This window comes from Pseudomonas sp. BN414 (assembly GCF_029871275.1).
GTDB classification, from domain to species: domain Bacteria; phylum Pseudomonadota; class Gammaproteobacteria; order Pseudomonadales; family Pseudomonadaceae; genus Metapseudomonas; species Metapseudomonas resinovorans_C.
This window is the reverse complement of record NZ_SSOL01000066.1, coordinates 186,810-207,870: the sequence shown is the minus strand read 5'-3', so window position 1 is coordinate 207,870 and position 21,061 is coordinate 186,810. Positions and strand designations below refer to the sequence as shown.

General features: G+C 64.9%; 17 protein-coding genes. 8 read left to right on the top strand and 9 right to left on the bottom strand.

The window, feature by feature from the left end:
* Nucleotides 1-17: 17 nt before the first annotated feature.
* The 3 genes from E8E95_RS15300 to ptsP are packed head-to-tail and all read right to left on the bottom strand — an operon-like array spanning nt 18 to nt 5,571.
* Nucleotides 18-1,757, bottom strand: a complete 1,740-nt coding sequence (locus E8E95_RS15300; protein WP_280351521.1) for a PTS fructose-like transporter subunit IIB — start codon at nt 1,755-1,757, stop codon at nt 18-20.
* Entirely contained in the window at nt 1,754-2,710 is a 957-nt protein-coding gene (gene pfkB / locus E8E95_RS15295; protein WP_280351519.1) for a 1-phosphofructokinase, read from the bottom strand. Before pfkB ends, E8E95_RS15300 begins: the two co-directional genes overlap by 4 nt.
* Nucleotides 2,710-5,571 (bottom strand): phosphoenolpyruvate--protein phosphotransferase, encoded by a 2,862-nt coding sequence (ptsP, locus tag E8E95_RS15290; RefSeq protein ID WP_280351517.1) that lies wholly within the window; start codon nt 5,569-5,571, stop codon nt 2,710-2,712. The genes pfkB and ptsP overlap by 1 nt, the downstream gene beginning before the upstream one ends.
* A gap of 200 nt (nt 5,572-5,771) precedes the next feature.
* Here ptsP and cra point away from each other — a divergent pair, with 200 nt between their 5' ends.
* Nucleotides 5,772-6,761, top strand: a complete 990-nt coding sequence (cra, locus tag E8E95_RS15285) for a catabolite repressor/activator (RefSeq protein ID WP_280351515.1) — start codon at nt 5,772-5,774, stop codon at nt 6,759-6,761.
* A gap of 178 nt (nt 6,762-6,939) precedes the next feature.
* Here the strand turns inward: cra and feaR are convergent, their stop codons facing one another.
* The 4 genes from feaR to E8E95_RS15265 all read right to left on the bottom strand — a co-directional run bounded on the left by feaR (nt 6,940) and on the right by E8E95_RS15265 (nt 11,718).
* A complete protein-coding gene (feaR, locus tag E8E95_RS15280) occupies nt 6,940-7,890 on the bottom strand; it encodes a transcriptional regulator FeaR (RefSeq protein ID WP_280351513.1) in 951 nt (316 codons plus the stop codon).
* A gap of 139 nt (nt 7,891-8,029) precedes the next feature.
* A complete protein-coding gene (locus tag E8E95_RS15275) occupies nt 8,030-8,608 on the bottom strand; it encodes a DUF3156 family protein (protein ID WP_280351511.1) in 579 nt (192 codons plus the stop codon).
* Nucleotides 8,589-10,088, bottom strand: a complete 1,500-nt coding sequence (locus E8E95_RS15270) for an APC family permease (RefSeq protein ID WP_280351509.1) — start codon at nt 10,086-10,088, stop codon at nt 8,589-8,591. Before E8E95_RS15270 ends, E8E95_RS15275 begins: the two co-directional genes overlap by 20 nt.
* 142 nt (nt 10,089-10,230) lie before the next feature.
* The gene (locus tag E8E95_RS15265; RefSeq protein WP_280351507.1) at nt 10,231-11,718 is read right to left on the bottom strand and encodes an aldehyde dehydrogenase family protein; all 1,488 of its coding nucleotides are present in this window, start codon (nt 11,716-11,718) and stop codon (nt 10,231-10,233) included.
* A 240-nt stretch (nt 11,719-11,958) separates the two neighbouring features.
* On the opposite strand from E8E95_RS15265, the gene E8E95_RS15260 reads away from it, so the two are divergent.
* The gene (locus E8E95_RS15260) at nt 11,959-13,296 is read left to right on the top strand and encodes an aspartate aminotransferase family protein (RefSeq protein WP_280351505.1); all 1,338 of its coding nucleotides are present in this window, start codon (nt 11,959-11,961) and stop codon (nt 13,294-13,296) included.
* Nucleotides 13,297-13,367: 71 nt separating this feature from the next.
* On the opposite strand, the gene E8E95_RS15255 is transcribed toward E8E95_RS15260, so the two are convergent.
* Nucleotides 13,368-14,144: an SDR family oxidoreductase gene (locus E8E95_RS15255; protein ID WP_280351746.1), complete on the bottom strand. Its 777-nt coding sequence runs from the start codon at nt 14,142-14,144 to the stop codon at nt 13,368-13,370.
* A 149-nt stretch (nt 14,145-14,293) separates the two neighbouring features.
* Here E8E95_RS15255 and E8E95_RS15250 point away from each other — a divergent pair, with 149 nt between their 5' ends.
* Complete coding sequence (locus tag E8E95_RS15250) at nt 14,294-15,538, top strand: MFS transporter (RefSeq protein WP_280351503.1); 1,245 nt, start codon at nt 14,294-14,296, stop codon at nt 15,536-15,538.
* A gap of 69 nt (nt 15,539-15,607) precedes the next feature.
* Here E8E95_RS15250 and hpaA read toward each other — a convergent pair whose 3' ends face one another.
* The gene (gene hpaA / locus E8E95_RS15245; protein WP_280351501.1) at nt 15,608-16,525 is read right to left on the bottom strand and encodes a 4-hydroxyphenylacetate catabolism regulatory protein HpaA; all 918 of its coding nucleotides are present in this window, start codon (nt 16,523-16,525) and stop codon (nt 15,608-15,610) included.
* Between the two features lie 168 nt (nt 16,526-16,693).
* Here hpaA and E8E95_RS15240 point away from each other — a divergent pair, with 168 nt between their 5' ends.
* The 5 genes from E8E95_RS15240 to E8E95_RS15220 all read left to right on the top strand — a co-directional run bounded on the left by E8E95_RS15240 (nt 16,694) and on the right by E8E95_RS15220 (nt 21,057).
* Nucleotides 16,694-17,353 carry a fumarylacetoacetate hydrolase family protein gene (locus E8E95_RS15240; RefSeq protein WP_280351499.1) on the top strand — a complete coding sequence of 220 codons (660 nt, stop codon included), beginning with the start codon at nt 16,694-16,696 and terminating at the stop codon, nt 17,351-17,353.
* A 10-nt stretch (nt 17,354-17,363) separates the two neighbouring features.
* A complete protein-coding gene (locus E8E95_RS15235) occupies nt 17,364-18,152 on the top strand; it encodes a fumarylacetoacetate hydrolase family protein (RefSeq protein WP_280351497.1) in 789 nt (262 codons plus the stop codon).
* A gap of 5 nt (nt 18,153-18,157) precedes the next feature.
* Nucleotides 18,158-19,618 (top strand): 5-carboxymethyl-2-hydroxymuconate semialdehyde dehydrogenase, encoded by a 1,461-nt coding sequence (gene hpaE / locus E8E95_RS15230; RefSeq protein ID WP_280351744.1) that lies wholly within the window; start codon nt 18,158-18,160, stop codon nt 19,616-19,618.
* A 111-nt stretch (nt 19,619-19,729) separates the two neighbouring features.
* Entirely contained in the window at nt 19,730-20,653 is a 924-nt protein-coding gene (gene hpaD / locus E8E95_RS15225; RefSeq protein ID WP_280351495.1) for a 3,4-dihydroxyphenylacetate 2,3-dioxygenase, read from the top strand.
* 11 nt (nt 20,654-20,664) lie between these two features.
* On the top strand, nt 20,665-21,057 hold the full coding sequence (locus E8E95_RS15220; RefSeq protein ID WP_280351493.1) for a 5-carboxymethyl-2-hydroxymuconate Delta-isomerase: 393 nt from the start codon (nt 20,665-20,667) through the stop codon (nt 21,055-21,057).
* Nucleotides 21,058-21,061 lie beyond the last annotated feature (4 nt).

The following is a 21,061-nucleotide window of genomic DNA, read 5'->3' as shown; positions in this document are numbered from 1 at the left end:
GCGGTGCCTGACGGTGGTCAGGCTGCGCGCGGCGACTCCAGCACCAACTCTTGCTCGGCATCGCGCTTGAGCAGCGCGTAGATCACCCCTGTCACCAGGCTGCCAGCGACTATTGCCAGCAGGTAGAGCAGCGCGTGGTTGATGGCATTGGGGATCAGCAGCACGAACAGGCCACCATGAGGCGCCATCAGCTTGCAGCCGAAATACATGGACAGCGCGCCGGTCAGTGCACCGCCGACGATGCTGGCCGGAATCACCCGCAGCGGGTCCTTGGCGGCGAACGGAATGGCGCCTTCGGAGATGAAGCACAGACCGAGCACCAGCGCCGCTTTGCCAGCTTCGCGTTCCCCTTGCGCGAACTTGCGGCGCATCAGCAGGGTGGCGATGCCCATGCCGATGGGCGGGACCATGCCGGCGGCCATGGTGGCGGCCATCGGCGCGTAGCTCTGCGAGGCCAGCAGCCCCACGGAGAATGCATAGGCGGCCTTGTTGATCGGGCCACCGAGGTCGACGCACATCATCCCGCCCAGCAGCAGGCCGAGGAGGATGGCGTTGGACGTGCCCATGTTGTCGAGGAAGTGAGTGAGGCTGGCGAGCATGCCCGCCACTGGCTTGCCCACTACGTAGATCATCACCAGGCCGGTAAACAGGCTGGAAAGCAGCGGGATGATCAGGATCGGTTTGAGCGCCTCGACACTCTGCGGCAGGTTCAGGTGGCGATTGATCGCCCGTGCCGAATAGCCGGCGAGAAAACCCGCGACTATGCCGCCGATGAAACCGGCGCCGAGGGTACTGGCGAGCAGGCCGCCGATCATGCCCGGTGCCAGGCCCGGACGGTCGGCGATGGAATAGGCGATGTAGCCGGCGAGGAGCGGCACCATCAGTTTGAACGCCGCCTCGCCGCCGATCTGCATCAGTGCAGCGGCGAGGGTGCCCTCCTCCTTGAATGCCTCGATACCGAAGACGAAGGACAGGGCGATCAGCAGGCCGCCCGCCACCACCATCGGCAGCATGTAGGACACCCCTGTGAGCAGGTGCTTGTAGGCGCCCTTGGGTTCGGCCTTAGCCTTGCCCGCCTGGGTGTCTGCACCCATCTTGGCATCCAGCACCTTTCCTTCGCTGAGGGCGCGCTTGAGGGTGGCTTCGGATTGCTTGAGAGCAACCCCGGTGCCGCAGCGAAAGACTTTCTTGCCGGCGAAACGGGCGGTGTCCACCTCGATGTCGGTGGCCAGCAGCACCGCATCGGCGGCGGCAATGGCTTCAGGCGTCAGCGGATCACGAGCGCCTACCGAGCCCTGGGTTTCCACCTGGAGATCGATGCCCAGGCGCGTGGCGGACTGCTTCAACGCCTCGGCCGCCATGAAGGTGTGCGCCACCCCGGTCGGGCAGGCAGTGACGGCAACGATACGCGGTCGGGAAGCGACGGCGGCGACTGGTGCTTTGGCTTGCTGTTCCCGGGCATCGACGGCGGCGCGCAGAAGGAAGGACTCGCTATCACGCAGGGCCTCGGCGGGGCTGGCGATGAACAGGCGCTTTCCGGCGAAGCGAGTCAGGTCCAGCTCCCCGCTCTTGACCACCAGCACCCAGTCGGCGGCTTCAAGGGTGGCAGCGGACAGCTGGCTCTCCGGGTGCTGCGGGTCCACGATCTCGACGCTGGTGCTCCAGCCCAGGCGCTGCGCGGCGGCATCAAGCAGGCGCGCACAAAGCACGCTGGTGACCCTGCCATTGGGGCAGGCAGTGACTATGGCGAGTTTCATCGAGACACCTCTTGTTGTTCTTCCAGCGGCCGGACTTCTACGGCGACTTCGAGCTGTTGCAGTTGCGCGGCATCGCTGATGCCGAAGCCCACCTGGGTCACCGCCTGGGCGGCGATGGCAGTGGCATGGCGCAGGGTGCGGGCTGCCGGCCAGCCGCTGAGCAGACCGTGAACCATGCCGGCCAACAGGGAATCACCGGCACCCACGGTGCTGGCCACGCGGACCCTTGGCGGCTGGGCATGCAGGGCGAGTCCGGGACCGAACCAGTTCACGCCGTCGGCCCCTTGGGAGATGACGACCTGTTCGATCCCCAATGCCTGTAGCCGGGCGGCTTCCTCGCGCTGCGCACTGACACCGGCCAGCGACCGGCCGCAGCATTCGCCCAGCTCATCGGTGTTCGGCTTGATCAGCCAGGGCACCGCGAGCAGGCCGGCGCGCAGGGCCTCTCCACTGGAGTCCAGCGCCACTTTCAAGCCATGGCCCTTGAGCCGGGTGATCAGCTCGGCAAGAAAAGCCGGCGCCACGCCTCGGGGCAGGCTGCCGGCCACCACTGCCAGGTCATATCCCGGCGCAAGGGCATCCAGCCGCGACAGCAGCGCGGTCTGGGCGGTAGCGTCCACCATGGGGCCCGGTCCGTTGATGTCGGTGATGCGCCCATCGGCTTCCGCCAGCTTGATGTTGCTGCGGGTTTCCCCCGCCACCCGGATGAAGGCGTCGACGAAACCGCGCCGTGCAAACAACGCCTCGAAAGCCTCGGCGTTGTCCGCACCGAGAAAGCCGGAAACGGTCAGGCTGTGGCCGAGGTCTGCGAGCACCTGCGCCACGTTCACCCCCTTGCCGGCGGCATGGCTCGCCTGCGCCAGGCTGCGGTTCACCTCGCCGGGATCCAGGCGGTCGAGGCGCAGGGTCAGGTCCAGCGCGGGGTTCAGGGTAATGGTCAGAATGCGGGCCATCAGAAACGCTCCGCCAGTTCGCGCACAGCCGCTGCGCTTTCCAGGTCCAGTGCGCTTTCGGCCAGCTCACGGGCGGCGCTCAGGTTGAACTCGCGCACCCGCGCCTTGACCTCGGCGATGCCGCTGGCGGACAGGCTCAGCTCATCCACGCCCAGCCCCACCAGCAACGGGACCGCCAGCGGGTCGCCGGCCAGCTCGCCGCAGACGCCCACCCATTTACCCTGGGCATGGGCTGCGCGCACGGTGAAGGCGATCAGTTGCAGCACGGCCGGGTGCAGGCCATCGGCCTGGGCAGACAGCGTCGGGTGGCCCCGGTCGATGGCCAGGCAGTACTGAGTCAGGTCGTTGGTGCCGATGCTGAAGAAGTCCACCTCGCGAGCCAGGACGGGTGCGATCAGGGCCGCAGAAGGCACTTCCACCATGATCCCCAGTTGGAGGTCGGCCTGGGGAATCTCCGCGGCCACTTTGAGCGCCATGTCGCGGGCCTGGCGCCACTCTTCGACGGTGCCGACCATGGGGAACATGATGCGCAACGGCCGCCCTTCGCTCGCACGCATCAGCGCGCGCACCTGGGTTTCCATCAGCTTCGGGCGCTGCAGGGTCAGGCGCACGCCGCGCACACCGAGGAAGGGGTTTTCCTCTTCCGCGACGGGCCAGTAAGGCAAGGGCTTGTCACCCCCGACATCCAGCGTGCGGGCCACCAGCGGACGGCCGTCGAGTGCGTCGAACACCCGACGATACTCCGCTTCCTGGGTCGCCAGATCCGGTGCCTGAGGGTGAGCCATGAAGATGAATTCGGTACGCAACAGGCCGACGCCTTCCGCACCTTGCGCCACCGCCTTGGCGGCACCCGCGCAGTCGCCCAGGTTGGCGCAGATTTCCACCCGATGGCCGTCGCGGGTCAGGGCAGGTTCCAGCTTGTCGGCATCGGCCAGTTGCAGACGGCGCTGCCGGCCTTCCTGTTCCTGGCAGGCACGTTGCAGTTGATCGGCATCGGGCGCCACCACCAGCCGTCCGCGCTGGCCGTCCAGCAGCAGCGGTGTCAGCGGTTCCAGCAGCAGCACGCCCGCCCCGGCCCCCACCAGCGCGGGAATACCCAGGGCACGAGCGACGATGGCGCTGTGGGAGGTGGCGCCACCACGGGCGGTGAGAATGCCGGCAACGCGGTCGCGGTCCAGGCGCGCCACGTCGGACGGGGCCATTTCGTCCATCACCAGGATGTAGGGCTCTTCCGGCTCGGGAGCCTCCTCCACGCCGCAGAGCTGGGCCAGGACGCGTCGGCCGATATCTCGCAGATCCGCGGCACGCTCGGCCAGCAGCGCATCGTGCAGGCTTTCCTGCTGGGCGGCGGCGCCTTCCACCACCGCCAACCAGGCAGCGGCCGCGCTTTCACCCTGTTTCAGGCGGGCGTCCACCTCGTCGCCCAGTTCCGGGTCGGTGAGCATTTCCAGGTGGGTGATGAAGATTTCGCGGATGGCTTTCGCCTCGCTGCGCAGCACCAGCGCCTCGATCTCGCCGCGCACGTGGTCGATGGCCTGTTGCAAGCGCTCACGCTCGACGCCGGGGGACTCGCCGCGCAGCGGATAGTCGAATTCCTGCTGCCGATGGATGTGCGCAGGACCCACGGCGATGCCAGGCGCAGCCGGTACCGCCTGAAGCTGGCTGCCGGGCGCCGGGGCGACGATGGAGGGTGCCGTCGGCTCGTCTTCCTGCATGACTTGGACGCTGACCGGCAAGGGCTCGACCTCTTCGCCCAGGCCCTGTTCGATGGCGGCTTTCAACGCCGGCAAGGCAGCGTCGGCGATAGCCGGTTCGGCGATGATTTCGATGATCTGACCACGGCGAATACCCAGGCCCAGGAGCTTGCTCAGGCTCTTGGCGGACACGGCAGCCGTGACGCTGTCGGCGAGCCGCAGGCGAATCTCGCCCTCGAAGGTCTTGGCCAGTTGCGCCAGCTCCTTGGCCGGCCGCGCGTGCAAGCCGTGGGCGTTGGGCAGTGGCAGGCGCACGCTGGGCCAGTCGGGCTGGACCTCTCCGCCCAGTGCCTCGAGTACGGCGCGACGTTGAGTGGCGCGGGCGAGCTCGCGGCCACGCCCATCTATCAACAGCGCACAGAGACGCTCCAGCAGGGCCAGGTGGGCGTCTCCCAGGCTGGCCAGGCAGAACAGGCCGTTGAGGGGCTGGTCGAGATGGCGCAGGGGCTTGTCCGGCGTCAGATACGCCAGGCCGGGGCGTTGCACCGCCTGGTCGCTGTTTAGCCACCACAGCCCATCGCCCAACGGCAGCGGTTCGCCCTGCAGCAAGGCGGCGGCAAAGCCACCCTCCACGCATTCGGCCCGGCGCAGGAGGCGCGCGGCTTGCAGCACCAGCTCGTCATAGTCATCCACCGCCAGGCCAAGGCCGATCAACTGATCGTCCAGCGCCAGCTCCTGGGGAGCGCCCTGTAGCAGCTTGAGGATGTCTTCCGGCGTTTGCGCCTGGCGCAGTTCGCTGCCGAGGTCGGCTTCACCCAGGGCACGGGTGAGGATCTGCAGGAGGCGCAGGTGTTCATCGGATTTGGCGGCGATGCCGATGGCGAGGTACACGATCTGCCCTCCGCCCCAGTCGACACCCTCGGGGAACTGCATCAGGCGCACGCCGGTGTTGAATACCAACTCGCGGGTTTGCGGTGTGCCATGGGGAATGGCGATGCCCTGGCCGAGGAACGTGGAGCCTTGGGTTTCGCGAGCCTCCAGACCGGCAAGGTACCCCGCCGCTACCAGGCCATCGCCCTCGAGCCGCTCGGCCAACATGCGCAACGCACACGCCTTGTCCGCCGCGACCAGGCCCATGGAAATCTGCCCTGCGGTCAGTTCGAGCATCGCATCACCTCTCCGGGCCTTGCGCCCTTCTTATCGTTGTCAGCCATCAGCAGCGTCACCGAACGTCGGTTGCGTCGGTTAAAGCGTAGACAGAACGCTTGCTGAATCGTTTCACTAAACTGAGCTGGCACGTTACTCGATAATCTTCGGTTCTTGAAGCCCGCCCGATGAAACACATCCGCATAACAGGAGTCGTGAACTTGAAACTCAGCGATATCGCCCGCCTGGCCGGCGTTTCGGTGACCACCGCCAGCTACGTGATCAACGGCAAGGCGGAGCAGAAGCGCATCAGCCCAGCCACCGTGGAACGCGTACAGGCGGTGGTGGACGAGCATGGTTTCAAGCCCAATCCCCAGGCCGCCGGCCTGCGCAGCCGGCAGACACGTACCCTGGGTTTCATCCTTCCGGACCTGGAAAACCCCAGCTACGCGCGACTCGCCAAGCTGCTCGAACAGGGCGCGCGGGCGCGGGGCTATCAGTTGCTGATCGCCAGCTCCGACGACGAGCCGGACAGCGAACGGCAGCTGCTCAAGCTGTTCCGCGCACGACGCTGCGATGCGCTGATAGTCGCCAGCTGCCTGCCGCCGGACGACAACAGCCTGGAGCAACTGCTGGCCGAAGGCCTGCCGGTGATCGCCGTCGACCGGGTCCGCAACCCACGGCGTTTCTGCGCGGTGGTCAGCGACGACCGCCAGGCCAGCCTGCAACTCACCCGCAGCCTGCTGAACCCGTCCCCTCGGCGCGTCGCCCTGCTCGGCGCACGGCCGGAGCTGCCCATCAGTGCCGAACGCAGCGCGGGTTTTCATGAGGCCTTGAAAGGGCTCAAGTGCGACGTGCTGGAACTCCAGGGCGAGGACTTCAGCCGCGAGTGCGGCCAGCGTCTGATGGCCGACCTGCTGCAACGCGGCGAGCTGCCCGATGTGCTGATCACCACCGCCTACGTTCTGCTCGCGGGGGTGCTGGATGCCCTGCGCGAACACGGCGACTGGCCCGAACGAATGCGCGTCGGCACCTTCGGCGATACCCAGTTGCTGGACTTCCTGCCGCTACCGGTGAACTCCATGTACCAGCAGCACGAGCTGATCGCCGAACAGGTGCTCGCGCTCGCGGTGGACGCGGTCGAGCGGGAGATTTACGAGCCGGGGGTGCGTGGTGTGGCGCGGAAGTTGAAGCAGCGGATCGCCCTGTAGGAGCGAGCTTGCTCGCGAAAACGTCGCCAAGAGCTTCGCGGGCAAGCCCGCTCCTACAACCCCCCAGATCGCCAGCTCGGAGGTTGAAGCAGCGGATCGCCCTGTAGGAGCGAGCTTGCTCGCGAAAACGTCGCCGGAAGAGCTTCGCGGGCAAGCCCGCTCCTACAAACCTACGCCCTCAGCCGCTGAATGCGCTGGCGCGATAATCCCGTGGCGACTGCTCGAAGTGTTTCTTGAAGGTCCGGCTGAAATGCGCCGAATCGGTAAAGCCCCAACGGAACGCAATGTCGGTGATGGACTCGCTACGCAGACGGGGGTTGGCGAGGTCGGCAGCGCTGCGTTTCAGGCGGGCACGCTGGATGAACCGGCAGACGCTGTCGCCTTGATCCTCGAAGAGCCGGTAGAGCTGGCGTACAGAGATATTCAACTGCCTGGCCAGCGACAGCGGCGTCAGTCCAGGTTCTGACAGGGACTGGTCGATCAATTGCTGGGCCATGCTGCGCAGACCGGCATTGTGGCAACCATCCAGTTCACTGGCGGTTTGTCCTGGCTGCTGGCGCAAAGTGGGCGCCAGCAGGGCAATAAGTGCTTGCTGCAGGGCTTCGCCCTCCTCCAGTGCGGCGTAATTGTCCAGTTCGCCGCCGCATATCTGCTCCACCAGGGTCCGCAGCACGCGTCCACTGGCGCAGTGCTGGGAAAGCTTGCCGAATTTCGGTCGCCCGTCTGGCATGTGCCGGCAGACGTCCTCGCGAGACAGATGGAAGGAGGCATGCTCGATCAGGCCATGGGGCAGGATCTCGCAGCCGCGCGCCGAATCCATCAGCGCCATCTCGCCGGGGGCGAGCTCGATGCTTTCGTCGTTCTGGCGTAACTGGGCCCGCCCGCTGCGCTGGACGATCAGAAAACAGTGGCGGTCGTCGTCGTGATCGATGGAGGTGCGTTGCCGGCTGATCATTCCGGCATTGGTGCGAATCTGCGCCACTTCCAGGCCCGAAAGGTCCTGACGGGAGATCTCACCGATGAACAGGCCATGACTGAGTGCCGGGCGCGACTCGAAACGGCCGCAGACGCCTTGCAGGGAACGGAGCCAGGACTCGAAATCATGGGAGCGGACAGCTTGGGCAACCATCGGGAACCTCCAGATCGGCTGACGCCACATTGTTGTTATGGCGACATTATTAACATGTTATCTATTTTTCCGGCAAGGATGCTGCCGGGCTCAAACAGATCGTTAACGCCCAATCAAGAGGTGTACCCGTCCAGTTCTTTCAGGATTTGCCGAGAACGTCCTTGAACGCATGCAGCGCCTGCAGCAGGCATTGCCGCTGTTCAGGAACGAGGCGGATATAACGACGGAAGCCAGGCATGCGGTTGACCACCTCGCTAGCGCCGATATGCTCCAGGCGGACCGTCCAGCACCGCCCTTCCCGTTCGATCAGCAGCCGCTTGAAATCCAGCGGCATCAGCGCCGCCAGTAATGCCGGGTCGCCGCGTAGGTGGGCCAGCAGCCCGCTCAGGGCCTGCGCATCACCTGCGCGCACCTTGCAGGCGATTCCCTGGCGGCGAACCGCACCACGGTGGTTCAGTTCGATTCGCACCTGGCCGGCTCCCGTCGAGGGGACCTGCAGTACGAACTCGGTGAGCACCAGGTGCATGAGGAACTGCGCCTGGACCACTTCACGAACGTCGAACACCAGCCCCCCGTCATCGCTGGAGAAGCGCATGACCGCGCCCTCCAGCGCTTCGGCGCGCAGGCATTGGAGGTCCTGTATCACCTTCAGCAACGTCGCCCCGGGCCGGTAGCCGGAGGGCTGCCGCCGCCAGTACTCAGACAGGCTTGGAAACATGGCTGAAATGCTCCACGGCGTGGACAACGGGTTCCTGGCTGAACTCCTTCTCCAGCACTTCTTCCACCGGCACCGGACGGAACGGATTGACCTTCTGCACGACCAGCGTCCAGAACAGTGCGTAAGCGGCGGTAAGGCCGAGCATCACAGCAAAGGGAATGTAGACGTCACGGGGGTTCATGCCCGGAGGCGTGATGTACCAGAGGCCGATGAGAATGCCGACGCTGGAGACGATTTGCGGCAGCGGGAACCAGGGCGAGCGATAGGCACGCGGCAGGTCCGGGCGACGGATGCGCAGCATCACCACCGACAGGGTCACCAGCAGGTAGGCGGTGCTCCAGGCACAGACCGCGGCCAGTACCAGGTTGAAGATGTCATCGGTATTGCCCCCTAGCCACCAGGCGTGAAGGCAGGGAATCGCAGCCGCCACGGCGATGCACAGCAATGGGGTCTTGAAGCGCGGATGCAGATAGGTGAAGACCTTGGGCAGAGCGCCATCGACCGCCATGCCGTACATGATGCGCGGCAGACCGGCCATCAATGTGTTGATGGTGGCGGCACCGGCGAACAGGAAGCCAATGCCCAGCCAGATTGGCCCGATATCGCCCATCACTGCCTGCGCGAACTGGGGAATGGCCATCGGCGTATCCAGCAGATGCACGCCGCTCGCTTCATCCAGCAGTACGTTTTCCACCTGGCGTTTCATGGCCGCGCCGTAGATGAACATGCAGGACGCCACACCCAGCAGGCCCAGGGCCATGGCGCGTGGCAGGGTCCAGGCCGAACGGCGTATTTCCGGAGCCAGTGGAGTGACGAACTCGCAGCCGACGAACATGAACATCGCCATGCCCACCAGGGACAGGATGGTGGTCAGGTCGGTGCCGATCAGCGAGGCCCCGAACCAGCCGTCCAGCTCGACCTTGGGCGCGGCCAGGAGTCCGGCCACGCCGAAGATCATCAGCGTCGTCCACATGCCGAAGGTGAGAATGACCTCCGCCTTGCTGAACACACTGATGCCAAAGGCGTTGAGGATGCCGAAAGTGATCACGAAGGCGACGCCCAGCAGCCAGGAACCACCGGCGGATTCGGCCAGGGTGTTGAGGTGTTCGAAGTTCACCAGGGCCATGATCCCCGAGAGGATGGTCTCGGCGGTGCCGGCGAACACATGCACGAGCAGGTAGGCGGAAATGGTGCCGGTGATGGCGAAGAAGCGCCCCATGCCGCAAGAGATATAGTCGTACACCGAACCGCTGGTGGGCAGGATCGATGCCGCCTCGGCGAAGGTGGTGGATTGCGCCAGCATCATCACGGCTGCGATCAGCATGGCTACGGCGAAGGCGCTGCCACCGATGCCGAAGCCCATGGTGGCGGTGAGGATCACCGGGCTCGCCATGATCAGTCCGATGGTGCTGGCGAGTGCGGTGGGGAATCCCACCGTGCCGCGATCCAGGTGTGCGGTGAGTCTTGCGTTGATGGACATGGTGGTGAACCTCGAAAGCGAATGTTGTCGTTGTTAGGGCTCAAGGCATGTAAAGGGCCGGGCTCCACAAGGGCCCGGCTCGCCGCGATGGGCGAAAGGTCTTCGGCACGTCACCCGTATGGGCGCGCACCTGTCAGGGCTTTCAGTAGGCGATGCAGACCGACTTGCTCTCGGTGAAGGCTTCGATGGCGGCATGCCCCATCTCACGGCCGATGCCGGACTGCTTGAAGCCACCGAAGGGCATGGACGGGTCCAGCAGGTTGTGGGCGTTGACCCAAACGGTGCCCGCCTTCAGTCGAGGAATCAGGCCCATCACCTGTTTCAGGTCGTTGGACCAGATGCTGGCGGCCAGGCCGTAGGGAGAGTCGTTGGCCAACGGCACCACTTCATCGATCTCGTCGAAGGCGGTGGCGACCAGCACCGGGCCGAAAATCTCCTCGCGCACCACCTGCATGTCCGGGCGCACGTTGGCGATCACCGTCGGTTTGACGAAGAAACCCCGTTCGCCGTGTGCTTCGCCGCCGCAAATGACGCTCGCACCCTGGGCGCGGCCACTGTCGATCATTCCCAGTACCCGGTGCTGCTGTTTGGCGGAGATCAGCGGGTTGATCTGCGCGCTCGGGTCCAGCCCCGGGCCGATGCTCAGGGAGCCAGCGATTCCGTGCAGGCGCTCCAGCACCTGGTCGAAGCATTTGCGTTGTACATAGAGGCGCGAACCTGCGGCGCAGACCTGGCCCTGGTTGAAGAAGATGGCGCCGGCGGCCCCAGCGGCGGCGGTGTCGAGCGCGGTGTCGTCGAGCACGATTACCGGCGACTTGCCGCCCAGTTCCAGGGTGAAGCGCGTCATGTTCTCAACCGCCGCGTGGCCGATCATCTTGCCCACCGGGGTAGAGCCGGTGAATGCCAGCTTGTCGATCCCGGGATGGGCCGCCAGGGCGGCACCCGCTTCGGCGCCCACACCCGTGACGATATTCACCACGCCGGCAGGAATGCCCGCCTCCAGGCACAACTGGCCCAAGCGCAGGGCGGTAAGCGGGGTTTCGTCGGCGGGCTTGAGCACCACGGTGCAGCCGCAGGCCAGGGCCGGAACGATCTTCCACAGGGCCATCATCAGCGGGAAGTTCCAGGGCACGATGGCGCCGACTACACCCACCGGCTCCGGCACCGTGTAAGCGCGGTACTTGCCACCGGGAATGGCGGCTATCGAGACATCCAGGCTCTTGCCTTCGATCTTGGTAGCCCAACCTGCCATGTAGCGGGTGTACTCCACCCCGGCGCCGACTTCGACGGCGCGCGACAGGTTGATGGACTTGCCATTGTTGAGGGTCTCCAGCTGCGCCAGTTCTTCGCCGTGGGCTTCCAGCAGGTCGGCGAGTTTCAGCAGCAGGCGTTCGCGATCTGCAGGACGCTGGGCCGCCCAGCTTCCCTCGAAGGCGCGCCGCGCGGCTGCCACCGCGAGATCCACGTCGGCCTTGCCGGCCACCGCCACGCGCGCCAGCTCCTCACCGGTCGCAGGGTTGTGTACCGGCATCTCGGTGCCGGACAGCGCCGGGCGCGACTGGCCGTCGATCAACAGGCCGTGGTGGGCCTGGACAAAGGCAACCACGCGGGGGTCAAGGGCAATGCTCATCTCGGTTCCTCTTCTCGCTCGGCCGCTGCGGCGGCCGGGTATCTCGGATAGTCGAGAGGCACTGTGCGCCGAGCCCGCGGCGCGATCTTGATCCTGGCTGCCGCCGAACTTGCCAATGGCTGCCAGGCGCGCTGGCAGGAAAAGGCAAGCCCGCTGGCAGGCACGTGCAAGTATTCGGTGGCGCCTTGAGGCACAAATGCAGCCACGCAGCTTGCACCGCTGCCCTAGAGGAGAATTTTCATGAATACCCGCGACAACGCCTTCTGGCACCCCATGCTGCACCCCAACGAAATGAAGCAGCGCGAGCCCATCCGCATCCTCCGTGGCGAGGGTTGCTTCGTCTTCGATGACAAGGGCAATCGCCTGGTGGACGGCGTGGCGGGGCTGTGGAACGTCAACGTCGGCCACGGCCGCAAGGAGATCAAGGCTGCCATCACCGCCCAGCTGGATGAACTGGAGTACTTCCAGGTGTTCGACGGCATCAGCCACCCGCGCGCCGAGGAACTGGCCGCGAAAGTGATCGGCATGCTGGAACCCGAAGGCATGCGCCGCGTGGCCTTCAGCTCCGGCGGCTCGGATGCGGTGGAGACCGCCCTCAAACTGGCCCGCCAGTACTGGAAGCTGCAGGGGCAGGCCGACCGCACCAAGTTCATCTCGCTGCGCCAGGGCTACCACGGCACCCACTTCGGTGGTGCCTCGGTAAACGGCAATACCGTATTCCGCCGCAACTACGAACCGCTGCTGCCGGGCTGCTTCCATGTCGACACGCCCTGGCTCTACCGCAACCCCTACAGCCAGGACCCGGAGGAACTGGGGCAAATCTGCGCCGACCTGCTGGAACGTGAAATCCAGTTCCAGAGCCCGGACACCGTCGCCGCCTTCATCGCCGAACCGATCCAGGGCGCAGGCGGGGTGATCGTGCCGCCGGAGAACTACTGGCCGCTGATCCGCAAGGTCTGCGACAAGTACGGCGTGCTGCTGATCGCCGACGAGATCGTCACCGGCTTCGGCCGCTCCGGCTCCATGTTCGGCAGCCGCCTGTGGGGCGTGAAGCCCGACATCATGTGCCTGGCCAAAGGCATCTCTTCCGGCTACATCCCGCTAGGTGCCACGGTGGTCAACGAGCGCATCGAGCAGGCCTTCGCCAACAACGGCAACTTCACCGGCGCGATCATGCACGGCTACACCTACTCGGGCCATCCGGTGGCCTGCGCGGCGGGCCTGGCCAACCTGGACATCGTCGAGAAGGAAAACCTGCCGGCCAACGCGGCAAAGCAGGGCGATTACCTGCTCAGAAGCCTGGCCTCCTTCACCGAGCGCTTCGCCGCCGTAGGCGAAGTGCGTGGCAAAGGCCTGATGGTGGCGCTGGACCTGGTAAGCGACAAGACCACGCGCGAGCCCATCGATCCCATGGGCGGCTATGCCAACCGCGTTGCCGAAATCGCCCGCGCCAACGGCGTAATGGTTCGTCCGGTGGGTACCAAAATCATCCTGTCCCCGCCGCTGGTGATCGAACAGGAGCAGCTCGATACCATCGTCAACGCGCTGGCCATAGGGTTCCAGGAAGCTCACCGCTAAGCTCGATACGGAGCGCGGAATGCCGCGCTCCGTATCCTGTCGGGAGTCTACAGGCTTGCTTCTGCCGGGCTTCAGACGGAGGAGAAGCAGTTATCCACAAAGAGATGCGCGCCGCTGACAAAGGACGCCTCGTCCGATGCCAGGAACAAGGCCGCCCGGGCAACCTCTTCCGGTTCGCACAGGCGCCCCTGCTGCAATGAAATGGCCGCTTCGCTGGCATCCACGCCCATGGCCTGCAGCTCCTTCATTTCACGAACACCATGAGCCGTGCGGATGAACCCCGGCGCCACCGCATTGCAGCGGATACCGCGGTCGCGGAACTCCACGGCGATGGCCCTGGCAAACATCTGGCAAGCACCTTTGGTGGCGTTGTAGACCACCTCACCCGGGGTGGCGTACTCGGCGGAAATGGACGAAGTGCAAACGATGCTGCCCTTCCCCTTGGCAAGCATTTGCGGCAGCACGGCGCGCGTCATCAAGTACATGCTCTTGACGTTGACCGCCATCAGCCAGTCCCACTCGTCTTCTTCCACATCGAGAAACGGCTTCACGATCAGGGTGCCCGCGTGATTGAACAGTACATCGGCGCCGCCGAAGGCCGCCTCCGCCTGCGCCACTGCCGCCTTCACCTGGTCTGCCTTCGAAACATCGGCGCCGATGCCGATCGCTTCGCCACCGGTAGCCTTGATCTGTCGGGCGAGATCCTCGGCGGCATCACCATTGCGGTCGATGATCACCACCCTGGCACCTTCGGCCGCGAACAAACGACTGGCGGCTTCTCCACAGCCACCCGCACCACCACTGATGACGGCCACCTTGTCGAGCAGCCGGGGTCTTGCTAAGTGCATGGCGTACACCTCGTTTGCATGGAGACGATCAGACCAGCGTAGTCCAGTCGGCGTCTCCTTCCGGTTGAGATTCCCCTGTTCCACCGTTATGCAGCGGAATAAATTAATATATTAACTTTCATCTATTGCCGCCTTCCCTTCCTTTCCCAATGCCTGACTCCCGCTCCTGGCCCACCGCCATCCGCGCTCTGCGCCACCCCAACTTCCGTCTGTATTTCGCCGGCCAGGCGATTTCCACCCTGGGCAGCTGGCTGCAGCAGGTGGCACTTGCGTGGTTGATCTACCGCCTGACCGGCTCCGCAGCGCTGCTGGGAATCACGACGTTCGCGGCGCTAGTGCCGCAACTACTGGTGGGGCCGCTGGCTGGCGCCTGGATTGACCGGCACGACAAGCGCCGCCTGCTGATCGGGGTCCAGGGCCTACTCGGTCTCCAGGCCAGCGGTCTTGCCCTCTTGACCGTGACCGGCAACATCGGCCCCGTGCTGATCGTCGCGATGGCCGCGCTACTGGGGGTACTCAATGCCTTCGACACACCGCTGCGGCAATCGCTGCTGAGCCAGTTCGTCAGCGGCAAGCAGGACCTGCCGAACGCCCTGGCATTGAACGCGATGCTCTTCAACAGCTCGCGCTTCATTGGCCCGCCCCTGGCCGGACTGCTGCTGGGAGTTACCAGCGAAGCCGCCTGCTTCGCCCTCAATGCGCTCTCCTACGTTGGCCTGACCGTCGGACTCCTGATCATCCGCATGGCGCCGACACCTCGTGCAACCGGGTCCACCGGAGACGTCTTCCGCGAAGGGCTGGCGTATGTTGCTGGACGGCCGACCATTCGCCTGATGATGCTCAGCGTGCTGGTCGTCAACCTCACCGCATCGAGCTACGCCGTGCTGCTGCCGGTATTCGCCAAGGACATCTTCGCCGGCGATGCGCGCACCCTCGGCTGGCTCTGGGGCGCGGCCGGGCTCGGTTCGTTGCTCGGTACACTGTTCCTCGCCAATCGCCATGCGCTTGCGGGGCTGGCAAACACCATCATGGTTTGCGCCATGGCCGGTGGCGCCAGCCTGCTGGCCTTCGCCCTGAGCGAACATCTATTGATCTCGCTGCTGGCCATGGCACTGCTGGGCTTTGCCATCACCAACTGCAACGTCGGCACCAACATCCTCCTACAGAGCCTCGCCCCTGAGCACCTGCGTGGCCGCGTGGTATCGCTCTATACCTCGACGCGCTTCGGATTCGACGCCATTGGCTGCCTGCTGGTAGGCGTGCTGGCCGAGCATCTTGGCGCGCCCTGGGCCATGGCCGTCGCCGGGATCCTGCTGCTCGGCTATTGCGTCTGGCTGTCGCCGCGCCAACGGCAGTTGGGACGGGAGATTGCCAACGTGAAAGAGGACAGCTGACGCCCGTGCTTCGCCTCGAGGATGACGACGGACGCCCTGGGTGGGATGCAGCTCAGCCAATAGTGTGTTTCAGCGCCAGGCCTCTTCCTTGTCTTCGGCCTTGCGCTGGCGGTATTCGCCGGGGGTCATGCCCGCGTTACGGGCGAAGAAGCGACTGAAGTAGGCCGGATCCCGGAAGCCCAGGAGGTAGCAGATCTCGTTGGCCGAGCTGCCGGTGAACAGCAGGAGGCGTTTGGCCTCCTGCATCACCCGGTCGTGGATCAGGCGCTTGGAAGGCAGGTCAGCGATGCGTCGGCAGATGTCGTTCAGACGCGCCTCCGTGACCCCCATCTGCTCCGCGTACTGCCCAAGGGACCAGTGCTCGCGGTAGTGCGCCTCGATCAATCCATTGAAACGGTGGAACACCTGCAAGTCTTCATGCCGCGCCGGCTGCGCCTTGAGCGAACGGGCCGAGAGGCGCAACAGGCTGATGAAGATCAACCGCGTCAGCGCTGACAGGCTGGCCTCGCGCCCCGGCCGGCTGGCGGTGAACTCGCTGCGCAGCTGGTCGAACAGCAGGTCGAGACGCTGCACCTCCTCGCCGTACTCCTGCCCCAGCTCCGAAAAGGCCACGCATACGGGCGCAATCTGCGCGCTATCGGCCAGCCCCTGTTCAGCCTCCAGCAAAGGCCAGACCAACTGTTGGCGAACCGTGAGTACGTGGCCGTCGGCGTCCTGCTCGGTGACGAAGGCATGGGGAATGGTCGGTGGCGTGAGGAAGAACAGCGGCCCCTCCTGGCGGTATTGCTGCTCGTCGAGATAGACCCGAACCGCACCACTCTTCACGTAGTGCACCTGGAAGAAACGGTCGTGGCGATGCACCGGCATGTTGCGGCCGAAGAAGTCCGCGAGCTTGCCCAGGGCCTCGTAGTGCACTTCGGCATCGGCGTACCGCTGGTCGTAGACCTGGCCGATGTTGATGTTGGGAATGGGCTGGCGCTCTGCCATGGCGACCTTTCTCCGTTGCCTTCGCACACCTTCGATGACGGAAGGTGAAGACGCAAGGCTTGACGATCATTAACATGTTAAATATAACGTTAACACATTAACGAAATCCTCGTTACGGGTGATGTTCCTGTCACGGCAACACCCGCTTTTTATCCACAGGAGAGGACCATGCGCCCTGCACTCGACCACGTCGCCACCGGTACCCTGTTCGGCGTTGCGCTGAACTACCGGGGCCTGTTGGAAAGCCGTCTGGAGGAATTCCAGCAGTTGCCCTACCAGAAGCCGCCGGTCAAGCCGGTGCTGTTCATCAAGACTCCGAACACCCGCAATGGCCACGGACAGCCGGTGGTCTACCCGCAAGGCGTCGAGCGCCTGCAGCCGGGCCCGGCGCTCGGCGTAGTGATTGGCAAGAGCGCCAGCCGCGTAAACGCCGCCGACGCCCTGGCCCATGTGGCCGGCTATGTGATCGTCAACGAATTCAGCCTGCCGGAAGAGAGCTACTACCGCCCGGCGGTCAAGGCCAAGTGCCGCGACGGCTTCTGCCCCATCGGTCCGGAACTCGTACCCGCTGCCGACGTGCAGGACCCGCACGCGCTGACCCTCAAGCTTTTCGTCAATGGCGAACTGCGTCAGGAGAACAGCACCGCCAACCTGGTGCGCGGCATCCCTCAGCTGATCGAGGAAATCAGTGAATTCATGACCCTGCACGAGGGCGACGTGCTGATCACCGGCACCCCGGAAGGCCGCGTAGACGTGCAGCCCGGTGACCTCGTGGAAGTGGAAATCACCGGCCTCGGCCGACTCGCCAACACCGTGGTTGCGGAATAAGGAGCCCGAGATGAAACACGCACGCATCCGTTACCAGGGCGACGTCCACGCCGTAACCGTAGAAGAAGGCAACGCCGTCCGCTTCGCCGATGGCCGCCTGCTGGCCGAGGACCAGGTCCAGTGGCTGCCACCGGCCACCGGCAACATGTTCGCCCTGGGGCTGAACTACGCCGACCACGCCGCCGAGCTGGCCTTCAAGGCCCCCACCGAGCCGCTGGCCTTCATCAAGTCGCCAGGCACCTACACCGGCCACAACCAGGTCACCTGGCGCCCGGACAACGTCGCCTACATGCACTACGAGTGCGAACTGGTGGCGGTGATCGGCAAGCCGGCGCGCAACGTGAAACGCGAAGACGCCCTCGCCTACCTGGCCGGCTACACGGTCTGCAACGACTACGCCATCCGCGATTTTCTCGAGAACTACTACCGCCCCAACCTGCGGGTGAAGAACCGCGACGCCACCACCCCGGTCGGCCCGTGGATCGTCGACGCCGCCGATGTGGCCGACCCGATGAAGCTGAAGCTGCGCACCTGGGTGAACGGCGAGCTGAAGCAGGAAGGCACCACCGCGGACATGATTTTCGACATCCCGTACCTGATCGAATACTTCTCCAGCTTCATGACCCTGCAACCGGGCGACATGATCGCCACCGGCACGCCGGAGGGCCTGGCCGACGTGGTGCCGGGCGATGAAGTGGTGGTGGAAGTGGAGGGCGTAGGTCGACTGGTCAACCGAATCGTCAGCGAAGCCGATTTCTTCGAAAGCAAAGGCTTCGCCCGCAAGCAACAAGAGGCATGAGCAGCATGATCAAGCACTGGATCAACGGCCAGGAAGTCGAAAGCAAAGAGACTTTCGTCAACTACAACCCGGCCACCATGGACGCCATCGGTGAAGTCGCCAGCGGTGGCGCTGAAGAAATCGCCGCCGCCGTGGCCGCCGCCAAGGAAGCCTTCCCCAAGTGGGCCAATACCCCGGCGAAAGAGCGCGCGAAGCTGATGCGCAAGCTGGGTGAACTGATCGACCAGAACGTACCGCACCTGGCCGAGCTGGAAACCCTGGACACCGGCCTGCCGATCCACCAGACAAAGAACGTGCTGATCCCCCGTGCTTCGCACAACTTCGAGTTCTTCGCCGAGGTCTGCACCCGCATGGATGGCCACAGCTATCCGGTGGACGACCAGATGCTCAACTACACCCTGTACCAGCCGGTAGGCGTGTGCGGGCTGGTGTCGCCGTGGAACGTGCCGTTCATGACCGCCACCTGGAAGACCGCACCCTGCCTGGCCCTGGGCAACACCGCGGTACTGAAGATGAGCGAGCTGTCGCCGCTGACCGCCAACGAACTGGGCCGTCTGGCCCTGGAAGCCGGCATCCCCAAAGGCGTGCTGAACGTGGTGCAGGGGTACGGCGCCACCGCCGGCGACGCCCTGGTCCGTCACCCTGACGTGCGCGCAATTTCGTTCACCGGCGGCACCGCCACCGGTCGCAAGATCATGCAGACTGCCGGTCTGAAGAAATACTCCATGGAGTTGGGCGGCAAGTCGCCGGTACTGATCTTCGACGACGCCGACCTCGACCGCGCGCTGGACGCCGCGCTGTTCACCATCTTCTCCCTGAATGGCGAGCGCTGCACCGCCGGCAGCCGGATCTTCATCCAGGAGAGCGTCTACGACCAGTTCGTCGCCGAATTCGCCGCCCGTGCCAAACGCCTGATCGTGGGTGATCCGCAGGACCCGAAAACCCAGGTCGGTTCGATGATTACCCAGGCCCACTACGACAAGGTCACCGGCTACATCCGTATCGGCATCGAGGAAGGCGCCACCCTGCTGGCCGGCGGTCTGGAACGCCCAGCCAACCTCCCTGCGCACCTGTCCAAAGGGCAGTTCATCCAGCCCACGGTGTTCGCCAATGTGGATAACCGCATGCGCATCGCCCAGGAAGAAATCTTCGGCCCGGTGGTCTGCCTGATGAAGTTCAAGGACGAAGCCGAAGCCCTGCGCCTGGCCAACGACACCGAGTACGGCCTGGCCTCCTACATCTGGACCCAGGACATCGGCAAGGCCCACCGCCTGGCCCGTGGCATCGAAGCCGGCATGGTCTTCATCAACAGCCAGAACGTACGCGACCTGCGTCAGCCGTTCGGCGGTGTGAAGGGCTCGGGCACCGGCCGCGAAGGCGGTCAATACAGCTTCGAGGTGTTCGCCGAGATCAAGAACGTGTGCATTTCCATGGGCAACCACCACATCCCGCGCTGGGGCCTGTGAGATAACGGCTAATCCATAAAGAGGGGAGTCCGACTCCCCTCCCCGTGCCGGCGTGCAACCGACCCGATAACAAGGTTCCCCAAGCGGGGAACGACACGAGGAGTTACCGTCATGGGCAAACTTGCTCTGGCTGCCAAGATCACCCACGTTCCGTCCATGTACCTGTCCGAGCTGCCGGGCCCGCGCCAGGGCTTCCGCCAGGCCGCCATCGATGGACACATCGAGATCAGCCGCCGCTGCCGCGAGCTGAACGTCGACACCATCGTCGTGTTCGACACCCATTGGCTGGTCAACGCCAACTACCACATCAACTGCGCGTCGAACTTCGAAGGCCTTTACACCAGCAACGAGCTGCCGCACTTCATCGCCAACATGGAGTACGGCTTCCCGGGTAACCCCGAGCTGGGCCGCTTGCTGGCCGAGGAATGCAACCGTTTCGGCGTGGAGACCATGGCCCACGACGCCACTACCCTGGCGCCGGAGTACGGCACCCTGGTCCCCATGCGCTACATGAACACCGACCGCCACTTCAAGGTGGTCTCCGTGTCGGCGCTGTGCACCTCCCACTACCTGAACGACAGCGCCCGTCTCGGCTGGGCCATGCGCAAGGCTGTGGAAGAACACTACGACGGCACTGTCGCCTTCCTCGCCAGCGGGTCGCTGTCCCATCGTTTCGCCCAGAACGGCCAGGCGCCCGAGTTCGCCACGAAAGTGTGGAGCCCCTTCCTGGAAACCCTGGACCACCGCGTGGTGCAGATGTGGGAAGACGGCGACTGGGAAGACTTCTGCGCCATGCTCCCGGAGTACGCGGTGAAGGGCCACGGCGAAGGTTTCATGCACGACACCGCCATGCTGCTGGGCGCACTGGGCTGGTCGAAGTACGACGGCAAGGCCGAAGTCGTCACCCCCTACTTTGGCTCCTCCGGCACCGGCCAGATCAACGCCGTGTTTCCGGTCACCCCGCAGGACGGTTCCGCCATTCCCGCCGCCCAGGCGTCGAACCCGGCCGGCATCGCCTCCACCAGCCGTCTCTGAGGGGCAGCGCCATGCCGCACTTCATCGTCGAATACACCCACAACATCGAGGCCGAGGCTGACCTGCCGGGCCTCTTCGAGAAGGTCCACGCCTGCCTGGGCGCCTCGGGGGTCTTTCCCCTCGGGGGCATCCGCAGCCGTGCCATGCGCCTGGATACCTGGCGCATGGCGGACGGCAAGCACGACTACGCGTTCGCCCACATGACCCTGAAGGTCGGTGCCGGCCGTGACCTGGAGACCCGCCGCCAGGTGGCCGACGAGCTGTTCGAGACGATCACCCAGCACTTCGCCGGACTCCAGGCGCGCCGTTTGCTGGCCCTCTCCTTCGAGATGACCGAGGTGGATGCCGAGCTCAATTACAAGCTCAACAACGTGCATGCATTCCTGAGGGGCCAGGGCGGCTGAAGCC

What these genes read in the sequence shown, in the direction of transcription:
- E8E95_RS15300 (WP_280351521.1), bottom strand. Translation starts at nt 1,757, where the DNA reads ATGAAACTCGCCATAGTCACTGCCTGCCCCAATGGCAGGGTCACCAGC.
- pfkB (WP_280351519.1), bottom strand. Translation starts at nt 2,710, where the DNA reads ATGGCCCGCATTCTGACCATTACCCTGAACCCCGCGCTGGACCTGACC.
- ptsP (WP_280351517.1), bottom strand. Translation starts at nt 5,571, where the DNA reads ATGCTCGAACTGACCGCAGGGCAGATTTCCATGGGCCTGGTCGCGGCG.
- feaR (WP_280351513.1), bottom strand. Translation starts at nt 7,890, where the DNA reads ATGGTTGCCCAAGCTGTCCGCTCCCATGATTTCGAGTCCTGGCTCCGT.
- E8E95_RS15275 (WP_280351511.1), bottom strand. Translation starts at nt 8,608, where the DNA reads ATGTTTCCAAGCCTGTCTGAGTACTGGCGGCGGCAGCCCTCCGGCTAC.
- E8E95_RS15270 (WP_280351509.1), bottom strand. Translation starts at nt 10,088, where the DNA reads ATGTCCATCAACGCAAGACTCACCGCACACCTGGATCGCGGCACGGTG.
- E8E95_RS15265 (WP_280351507.1), bottom strand. Translation starts at nt 11,718, where the DNA reads ATGAGCATTGCCCTTGACCCCCGCGTGGTTGCCTTTGTCCAGGCCCAC.
- E8E95_RS15260 (WP_280351505.1), top strand. Translation starts at nt 11,959, where the DNA reads ATGAATACCCGCGACAACGCCTTCTGGCACCCCATGCTGCACCCCAAC.
- E8E95_RS15255 (WP_280351746.1), bottom strand. Translation starts at nt 14,144, where the DNA reads ATGCACTTAGCAAGACCCCGGCTGCTCGACAAGGTGGCCGTCATCAGT.
- E8E95_RS15250 (WP_280351503.1), top strand. Translation starts at nt 14,294, where the DNA reads ATGCCTGACTCCCGCTCCTGGCCCACCGCCATCCGCGCTCTGCGCCAC.
- hpaA (WP_280351501.1), bottom strand. Translation starts at nt 16,525, where the DNA reads ATGGCAGAGCGCCAGCCCATTCCCAACATCAACATCGGCCAGGTCTAC.
- E8E95_RS15240 (WP_280351499.1), top strand. Translation starts at nt 16,694, where the DNA reads ATGCGCCCTGCACTCGACCACGTCGCCACCGGTACCCTGTTCGGCGTT.
- E8E95_RS15235 (WP_280351497.1), top strand. Translation starts at nt 17,364, where the DNA reads ATGAAACACGCACGCATCCGTTACCAGGGCGACGTCCACGCCGTAACC.
- hpaE (WP_280351744.1), top strand. Translation starts at nt 18,158, where the DNA reads ATGATCAAGCACTGGATCAACGGCCAGGAAGTCGAAAGCAAAGAGACT.
- hpaD (WP_280351495.1), top strand. Translation starts at nt 19,730, where the DNA reads ATGGGCAAACTTGCTCTGGCTGCCAAGATCACCCACGTTCCGTCCATG.
- E8E95_RS15220 (WP_280351493.1), top strand. Translation starts at nt 20,665, where the DNA reads ATGCCGCACTTCATCGTCGAATACACCCACAACATCGAGGCCGAGGCT.